Below are 7,189 nucleotides of genomic sequence, written 5' to 3'. Positions count from 1 at the left end.
ATAATGGCCCAGAATATATCAGTGGTAAGCTGATGGAGTGGGCAGAGAAACGCAATGTTCGACTGGAATACATCCAGCCGGGCAAGCCACAACAGAATGCCTACATTGAGCGCTATAACCGCACCGTTCGCGGCGAATGGCTCGGGCAATACATCTTCGAAACCATTGAGGAGGCACAAGACCAAGCAACTGAATGGCTCTGGACTTACAACAACGAGCGACCCAACATGGGTATCGGCGGCATGACACCCGCCATGAAACTGAAAACAGCCGCCTGAATTCTACGGTTGGACCCCATTAAAAATGGGGGGATTACCAATGCAAAGCAGTTTGAGGTTTGAAGCCTCAGGTCTGCAAATCCCACATTTCGCGGCCAATGTTGATTTATCCAGCCTTGCTCAGGGGGTGCTGCTGACGGTCGACGCTACGATCTACCCTTGGGTGGGGGAGGCTTTTACACTTTCAATTGGGGCCGATCCCTACCCGTCCCCGAACCTCACGATACTACGTTTGTTAAATGACACGAATGGAGGATATGGAGCCTTTTATGCACTGGTAGACTCAACGACTGGCGATGACGCAACGGGCCAAGTGGCAACAGCTCGGGTAGATTCCGCAACTTCGCCCTTCGCGACCATCGTTGCAGCCGCTGGGGCAATAAAGGACCTGAACGCTGCGCACCACGGGCGGGTAGATGACGCCGGTGGCGGAGTTATCCTATTGGCCGAAGGGGTACATGCGCTTACCCCTTTCAAAACCGAGGGCCACTCGTCCGACATCCCTTTGTGCATTGCGGCGTCTGATCCTGCCAAACGTGATACCACGGTCCTGACGGATGGTGGCGTCAATCGGTTCAACGGGATCCCAACGCGCCTGAGGTTGCGTGACTTAACTTTGCGAAAGGGCGGGCCGAACTCCGTCTTTCTAGACAGCGGAGCGGCGTCGGCTGAAAATCTGTTAATCGCTGAAAATTGCGCTTGGGATGCAAATGAAATGGGAAGTTATGGGGCTTGGGTCTATCGCGTCGGACGTTTTGTGCAGATCAACTGCACGGCAAGCGAAGGAAATGATCCCCGTCAGGGAAACTCTTTCTCGACAGAGGCAATCATGGTCAGCGCGATCGGCTGCAAGGGCTGCGCCGGCACCATTACGTATAATGCGGTAGGCTGTTGTGACCTTGACGAATTTACGTTGCGTGCGCCGGTTGGCGACCGGCCTGCGATGGTTGGGACCTTCCTAGGTTGGAATAAGTTTAGCAACGGCAGCGCAACAAACGCTATTGTCGCCATAAGAACCGAAATCGGCCAGCGCGGTTTTGCATTCGTCGGGAATATAATCGAAAGCTGGGGCACGTCTACCAATGCCGCGTTGCGACTGAATGCGGATAGCGATGAAAATCCGGCGCAGAATATTGTCTTTCACAACAATACCATCGCGGGAGAACGCGCAAATTTGCTGTATCTGGATGGTGCGGTAAACGTCCCTAAGTCGGGCTCCTTCCGAAATAATTTATTTCACCGCATAAACATAAAAAGCGACATATTTTCCGCTCAAACTTCAAATACCGGAAACTGGCCTGCGAGGTACAAAGTCGGATGGGCCGACAATGTCGCTATCGCCGGATCGAGCAATGAACCCGGGTATGGCGCGTCATCATGGTTGGGGGAGTTCCCTTCGGTTCGGGAGGTTGCTCATATCGCGACACCTTGGGTTCATGATCGCTCTCACAGTGGAGATAATACAGGCGGGGGCAGCTATGTGCCTGCCGCGTCATCTTCGCTCCCCAAGGTTGCGCCTGAAAACATGCCCTATTCGACCGATCTGTTTGGCAACACGCCGGTGGCCGAAGGGGCCTTTATCGGGGCTGTGTTTTCGGCCGCCTAAGCTGTTGCCCGCGCTGACTGCTTTTCCGCCAAAAGTCAGCGCGGGGTTTTCGACCCAATGCCAAGATATGATGGCGCAGATCAAGGTTAACGGGAGCGCCATAGCTATGTTTGCAACCGGCGTCACGTCGCCCCATAGCCAAACGGTCAAACCCTGTAGGGGCATCGCGTAAACATATATACCGTATGAATAATCACCGACTCTATTGAACATAAGCAGAGGCGGTACCCTGCAGTAGCCCGCCCATAAACAGCTATAAGTCACGGTTAATGCCAACATCGGGAAAGCGAGAACTGTGCCTTGCGTGGCCCATGCCAGCCCAATTGATACGAGCACGATGGGCCACCACAAGAAGATATGTGCGCGCCAGATCCAGCATGCTGCGCCAATCACAAAAGGGAATGAAAGCTCCTGCGTCTGCTGTATACGCGGATGAACGAACTCTTGAAGGGTTGGCATGGCGATCCAACTCAGAAGGTATAGCACCGCCAGCCCCGCCGTCATCGACTTTCGCTGCAGTACCCCCGCGAGGCCGAGCAGCAGGATCAACGCATAGCAGGCGACCTCATGCGCAAGGGTCCAGATGGACCCTTCAACGGCAGGGTAAGGGTTATCCGTGAACACGCCTGGCAACGTATATACTGGCTTGAAAATCAGGATATTTTGGACAACGAACCGCCCCGTGTCCGGGTGGGAAAAGTAGCTTGCGAGGTCAAGCGTGCTGACCAGCGGGCCGATGATTAACGCAACGAAAAGGATCGATACAGCCAACCCCGGCAAAAGACGGGACGCGCGCGCCAAAATGAAAGCAAAAACAGATGACTGCCGTGCAAAGCTGCCCGCGATAAAGAAACCGGAAAGGCCAAAGAAGACAAAAACCGCGAGCTCACCCAAGGAGTACCCAAGCGCGTCTTTCAATGGTTCTACCGTACCCCGCCCAAGGGCGAGCGGCCACGCATGAGAGACCAGCACCGCCCCTGCCGCGAAAAAGCGGATCAGGTTGAAATGGTTTTCGCGCCCGACGGCAAGGTCGGACAATCTTGCCCGTTTGATACTTGTTGTCATGAAAAAGGGTTAAGAATTTTTCGACCACAGCCTGATATGCAGACCGTTGTTATTGCCCAAACAACCCGGGACCGCAGGAGGCTCCATCCCATCATCTGTTCCTTTTCTCGTTAAAATTTTGCGTATCCCGATCAACGTCATAGCCATCCACGCGAACAGCATCATGAAGCCCGCAATCCGGTAGCCAAGAGGATCTTCATGCGTAAGAACCGCCCAAATTAGCGTGCCTGCCAACCAGAGCATGGGTGGCCCAAGCGGGCGCAGCGGCACATGTTGCACCCGATTCATCCATAGCAGCGCAATCACCATCCCAGCGCCTTCGCCCAGCGCCGCGATTTGCACCACGCGGACCAGGCTTGCGCCCTGTATGACGCTCCATGCGGCTAAGGGTAGAAACGCGATACGCAAAAGATCGGTCATCAGCTCGGTCTTGCGAAACCCTTTGCCCAGCGCCACGATTGCGCAACCGCCTTTGACAACCCGTAGGGCCTGCGCCACCGACATAAGTGTGAGCAGCGGTAGGGCCGCGCGGTATGTGTCGTCCAAGACGTACTGCACGAATGGCGCACCAAGCAGGCTGACCAACGCCACCATCGCGCCCGCAAGTACGATATGGCCGCGGAGCGTGTTGACCGCACAGTCCGCAAACGCATTGGGCCCGCCACAAGCCGTTAGACGCGGCAGGAAAAAGCTCATCGTGCTGCGCATCAGGACCAGCGACGGCACCAGCGTCAGGGATACCGCCATTGAGAAAAGGGCCAATGGCTCTAGCCCCAAGAACCGACCGACGATGGCACGTTCTCCGTTGAACACAAGAAACATCACTGCGCCGCTGGCCATTAGGGGCCACCCGAAGTGCAAACTGTGCAGCGTGATAGCGAGGTTGAGCCGCAGCCGGTAGGGGCGCTTTGCGACTGCATGGTGCACGAGGGTGCCCAGCGCCATATGAACCAGAAGCGCACCGAGCATGATCCGGAAATCATCGAAGAGAACCGACAGCGGCATTACCGCAATCAACGAGCCAAGCGGTGGGGCCAGTGCGATCCATACTGCAGCGCGATGTTTGTGCTGGCGGGTCTGGCGGTAAACATCAAGGTGCACCCCCCCCTGCATCAGTGGCACCACCGCCATCAGTTGAAACGCCCACACCAGATGCGAAAGTCCGAAGGCATCGGCCATAGGAGGGGCGAACACCAAAATCACCCCCGCACCGAACACACCACGTATCATCGCCACACCGTGCAGAGCGCTGTGATAGTTTGGGTCATCCCCATGTGGCGCGTTTACAATTTGTTGCTGGAACCCGAGAGCGGTCAGCATCTCTATCAATGTTAGTGAGAGAACAAGGCTCGCGCCGATGCCGAAATTCTCTAGGTTGATGAGGTGCGAGATTAGCACCGTTCGCAGGAGTAAAATTCCGGCGGCGCAGGCGTTACCCGACAGAAGAAAGCTGAAGGCGCGGATCATTGCCGCCCGCGTCGGACTTGGGGGAACATCATGGCAGATCAAAACGGTTCCACCGCTGCAACAGCCGGTTCGGGTCGTTTCCATACAGCAGATGCAACATGCGCTTGGCACGATATAGGCGAACAGAGGCTAGACCGATGAACGCCATTACGCGGTTACGCCTGCCGTTGATCCGGGCGCTGATAAAAATCTGCGGCACGGCACCTAGAGGCGAAGCAATGAGCAGCAGCGACTTAGCTGCCCACCAGATCTTGTCCCTGTGTCGGCTGCATCGCACCCAGTCATGGGCAAGCTGCCGGTCCCATTTCGCTCGCAACCCTGAAGCCGTGTGGGGCGGGTGATGGACAATCAACTCGGGCGCAAAAGCCATGCGATGCCCCGCGGCTGTGGCACGCTGCCCCCAGTCGCGATCCTCGGCAAAGCGCAGCCCCTTGAACGGCCCGACTGCAAGAAACACCTTGCGATGCACGATCAGATTCCCGGTCCCCGTAAACCCCTGACGTGCGATGTAGTGGTCCATTCGGTAGGCAAAAATCGCTTGGTAGGCTGTCGTTGCGTCCAATTTGTCACCCGGCCCACACGCGATGCGAACATCCCCGCCGAGAATCGTATCGGGGTCCCGCTGCAGGCGTTGTGCAGCACGCTCTAGCCAGGGGGGATCGGGCTGGCAATCTGCGTCCAAAAAGGCAAGAACTGCACCCTGCGCCCGTGCCGCACCAAGATTACGGGCTGGGCCGGGGCCGGGGATCGTCTGTTTGATCAGGGATACCCATGGGTAATCGTTAACAATCTCTTTCGGCAATCTTACAGAGCCATTGTCGACGACGATAACCTCGGCCGGTTCAATCGTGCCCCCCGCAAGCGCAGCGAGGCAGCGTGCAAGGGCATCGGGTTGGTTCAGATGTGGAATCACAACAGTGATGCTGGGCAAGGCGGGCGCGGGGTGCATCCTCCTTTAAGACCGGAAGATAGTAAATATTTCGCTAAAGCTGGTGGAGGATCAGCCGCGGAACCCCCGCCGAAGCTGGCTGCTGATAGGTTCGGCCAGATAGCTGAGCACGGTTCGGTCCCCTGTTTTCAAGAATGCCTCGATCGGCATGCCGGGTACCAGACGGGCAGATGCGGGCAGACGGCTAAGCTCGGTGTTCGGGATTTCGAGGCTGATCCGGTAGAAACTCTCGCCGGTGTTTGAATCAATCACCACCTTCGGAGAGATACCCCGCACGGTACCGGTCAAGCGCGGCGTCGTGTGCGGATCAAACGCAGAGAGCACAATGGTTGCGGGCTGCTCATAGCGCACCAGATTGATAGAGCGCGGGTCGACACGTACCTCGAATTCGAACATCTCGCGTTGCGGCACAATATCCATCAAGGTTGCGCCCGCTGCCACGACCCCCCCGACTGTCGTCGCCCGCAGCTCATGCACCATGCCATCCGCAGGCGCGCGAATGACGATACGGTCCATCTGCGCTTGGCGGGTGATGGTGGCCAGAACAAGCTGTTGTACAGCGGCGTTCACCTCGCGCAGTTCGAGCGCAACCTCTTCCTGAAAGCGACGGTCCGCTTGCAGGCGTTCCAGTTTGAGGGTCCCGCGCTGGTGGATCAATTGGGCGAGCTCTGCCCGACGGGCGGCCAGATCACCGCGCAATCCCGCCTGAGAGGATTGCAACTGTGACAGCCGCACCTGCGGTGCCAGCCCTTTTGCAACCAAGACCGACAGGCTGGTCAGCTCATCCGAAAGGATCGCAAGCTGCTGCTCTGAAGCAAAAATCTGCCCGTTGATGCCAGTGACCTGCATGTCGACAGCGTCAAGATTGCTGGAGATACGATCAAGCATACCAGCACGCATCTGGGCGCGCGCTTTGAATATTGCGCTCTGCCCTGCCCGCGCTTGGGTCATATCCAGCGGGCGAATGCTATCGGGCAACTCGATCGTATCGAACCCCGGCACAGCGCTGCCATCCCGCTCTGCTTCGAGCCGGGCACGCAGCCCGATCGCATCGGCGAGCCGGGCGCGGGCCATGCGCAAATCGATTTGCAAGGCAGCCGCGTCAAACCGCGCGAGCACCTGACCCGCCTTTACGATATCGCCGCTCTGAACCGTCAGTTCTGCCAGCACGCCGCCATCGACCGTCTGGATCACCTTGGGTTTTCCTGCCACATCAATCTGACCCGTCGCAATCACCGCCCCCGCAATCTGCGTCGTCGCGGCCCATCCTCCGAGCACCCCCGCCAAGCAGAAGATTGCCGCAGTCACGCCGGCGGTCAGGTGCCAAAGGCCCGTCTTGGGAGAGGTGGTTTCAGGATGTTGCATGGTAGGCTCCTTGTCGTGACAGGCCCAACGTGGGTGTCGAGGCTGTCCTGCATCATGGGCTGCGACTTAGGGCCCGACGGCGGCGTACTTGCGGCGGGAATGTGACGGCAGATGTGAGGTCAGAGGTTCGGGGGAAGGCAAGGAGTAGCAGCGATTTGGCATTGCATAGCCGTGAAGTTCGCCCGTTTTCGTGCAGAGTTTATATGCAAAATATAAGAATTTCAGATCGTTAGCCGATTTCTCGCTGTGACAATATCAGCAAGGCAGACCAGGCTTGCACGGCAGGAAGTTGCCCTATTCTTTGTCCAATCCGGTCATACCGCCAAACACCGCGCTTTTTAGGCGAATTTTAGGCGCTAGGCTCGGCATGTATACTCGCGGCATGGCTCGGTATCATTGTTTCCGATTTGGATTTAATCCACGCCTCAGGGACGCATTACCCCAAATCTATCCAAGACC

The 7,189-nt window shown here is 57.2% G+C and carries 6 protein-coding genes; 2 read left to right on the top strand and 4 right to left on the bottom strand.

Going from position 1 to position 7,189, the window contains the following annotated elements; translation table 11 throughout:
• Both BLQ98_RS08085 and BLQ98_RS08080 read left to right on the top strand, forming a co-directional pair.
• Positions 1-278 (top strand): integrase core domain-containing protein (locus BLQ98_RS08085; protein ID WP_141135311.1); only part of this gene is annotated, 278 nt, incomplete at its 5' end.
• A 52-nt stretch (positions 279-330) separates the two neighbouring features.
• Entirely contained in the window at positions 331-1,884 is a 1,554-nt protein-coding gene (locus tag BLQ98_RS08080; protein ID WP_244148391.1) for a hypothetical protein, read from the top strand.
• Here the strand turns inward: BLQ98_RS08080 and BLQ98_RS08075 are convergent.
• From BLQ98_RS08075 to BLQ98_RS08060, 4 genes are read right to left on the bottom strand one after another with little or no spacing between them, the layout of a single operon-like run.
• The gene (locus BLQ98_RS08075; protein WP_093732832.1) at positions 1,771-2,949 is read right to left on the bottom strand and encodes an acyltransferase family protein; all 1,179 of its coding nucleotides are present in this window, start codon (positions 2,947-2,949) and stop codon (positions 1,771-1,773) included. The genes BLQ98_RS08080 and BLQ98_RS08075 overlap by 114 nt on opposite strands.
• A gap of 9 nt (positions 2,950-2,958) precedes the next feature.
• A complete protein-coding gene (locus tag BLQ98_RS08070) occupies positions 2,959-4,416 on the bottom strand; it encodes an oligosaccharide flippase family protein (RefSeq protein WP_093732831.1) in 1,458 nt (485 codons plus the stop codon).
• Positions 4,417-4,444: 28 nt separating this feature from the next.
• Positions 4,445-5,365, bottom strand: a complete 921-nt coding sequence (locus tag BLQ98_RS08065; RefSeq protein ID WP_093732830.1) for a glycosyltransferase family 2 protein — start codon at positions 5,363-5,365, stop codon at positions 4,445-4,447.
• Between the two features lie 51 nt (positions 5,366-5,416).
• Positions 5,417-6,730 carry an HlyD family type I secretion periplasmic adaptor subunit gene (locus BLQ98_RS08060; RefSeq protein ID WP_093732829.1) on the bottom strand — a complete coding sequence of 438 codons (1,314 nt, stop codon included), beginning with the start codon at positions 6,728-6,730 and terminating at the stop codon, positions 5,417-5,419.
• Positions 6,731-7,189: the final 459 nt, after the last annotated feature.

The sequence above is a fragment of the Sulfitobacter litoralis genome (assembly GCF_900103185.1).
Taxonomy (GTDB): domain Bacteria; phylum Pseudomonadota; class Alphaproteobacteria; order Rhodobacterales; family Rhodobacteraceae; genus Sulfitobacter; species Sulfitobacter litoralis.
The sequence above is the reverse complement of the archived record's forward strand: the minus strand, read 5'-3'. Positions and strand labels throughout refer to the sequence as shown.

Coding starts and splice junctions, on each gene's coding strand:
- BLQ98_RS08060 (WP_093732829.1), bottom strand. CDS start 6,730: ATGCAACATCCTGAAACCACCTCTCCCAAGACGGGCCTTTGGCACCTG.
- BLQ98_RS08070 (WP_093732831.1), bottom strand. CDS start 4,416: ATGATCCGCGCCTTCAGCTTTCTTCTGTCGGGTAACGCCTGCGCCGCC.
- BLQ98_RS08075 (WP_093732832.1), bottom strand. CDS start 2,949: ATGACAACAAGTATCAAACGGGCAAGATTGTCCGACCTTGCCGTCGGG.
- BLQ98_RS08065 (WP_093732830.1), bottom strand. CDS start 5,365: ATGCACCCCGCGCCCGCCTTGCCCAGCATCACTGTTGTGATTCCACAT.